Genomic DNA, 1,317 nt, shown 5'->3' with positions numbered 1-1,317 from the left:
TGACTTCAGGGTGGCAGATTGAGAACGGCGTCACAGTGCGGGCATCGCCGCGGTGGTGGCTGACTGAGGTGATCCAGGATGGCTTGGCGGATCGCCGGCATCGAGGGCTGGGGCGGCGGGCAGGCGCTTCTTTTTTTTCCGCCCCGCCGCTGCGAGGCGTCGGGATTGCAGGAAGGCATAGGCCATCATGGTCATCAGCGCGTGCCGATGCAGCCCGGTCCAGGATCGGCCCTCGAAGTGGTCGAGGCCGAGTTCCTCTTTCATCTGCTGGTGCGCCTGCTCGCAGATCCAGCGCGCCTTGATCGTTGCGGCCAGCTGCTTGAGCGTTGCCTCGGCCGGCAGGTTTGAGAGGTAGTATTTACGCTCGCCCGAGCCTCGCTCCTCGCGCACCAGCCAGACCTCGTCGCCGGGCAGATGCTGATTGCCTTGTCCGCCGATCCGCTGGGTCGGGCCATCGGCCATCCGCACGCGCAGCGCGCAGAAGCGAGCCCGCAGCCGGCCTTTGGTGCCGCGCCGCCAGGTCACCGATCGGCCGCTCATATCTGCCAGGATCGTCTCCGCCGCGATAGAGACCTGATCCGGCACATGACGCTTGCGCGGTCGCCCCCGCCCCGCGACGGGGAAGATCATCGTCACGTCGGCCGGGTAGACCTTGTTGCGTCCTGAGATCCCGACAGCCCAACTCAGGCCACGCGCGCTCAGGGCTTGCCGGAACGGGGCGGACCCATACCCTGCATCGGCCAGCACGCAGCCGAAGCGCACGCCAGTCTCCCGAACCCGGTCGATCTCCGCAACCGCGATCTCCAGTTTGGTGCGGGCCGCGCGCAGGCCCTCGGGTACGCCGGCCGATACCATCCGATCCGGGTCGCCCGTCCAGGTCTCGGGCAGGAACAGCGCCAAGCCGACTGCTACGGGCACTTCGCCACGCGCCAGCGTGAGCGACACCAGTGTCTGGCAGTTGGCGGTCTTGCCCAGCGTCGTGGCGTATTGCGGTGCGACCCCAACCGAGCGGTTGCCCTTCTTCGGCAGAGCGGTGTCGTCGATGACCAGGATCGCATCCGCACCACCGACGAGGCGATCGGCCTCGCCGAGAAGAGCCCGCTGAAGCGGAGCCTCATCCCAGATCCCGGCGGCGATGAAGTGGTGCAGCCGATCATAGGGCACACCCTCGGCCCGCGCCGCCATCGGCTGGACGCTCTTGCGGTCACCCAAGCCGATCAGACCGCTCACGTAGAGCGGGCACATAGCCCGACGCGCAGGATGCGACAGTCCCGCAAGGAACGGCTGCAGCCACCGGTCCAGATCCTCACGCCATCC

1 protein-coding gene is annotated in these 1,317 nt (G+C 67.7%); it reads right to left on the bottom strand.

Going from position 1 to position 1,317, the window contains the following annotated elements; genetic code table 11:
- Positions 1 to 30: 30 nt before the first annotated feature.
- The coding region (locus tag FV228_RS29990; RefSeq protein WP_147857757.1) for an IS701 family transposase at positions 31 to 1,317 on the bottom strand (1,287 nt) is incomplete at its 5' end.

Source organism: Methylobacterium sp. WL18, from assembly GCF_008040015.1.
GTDB classification, from domain to species: Bacteria; Pseudomonadota; Alphaproteobacteria; order Rhizobiales; family Beijerinckiaceae; genus Methylobacterium; species Methylobacterium mesophilicum.
This window is presented reverse-complemented; position numbering and strand designations above follow the sequence as displayed.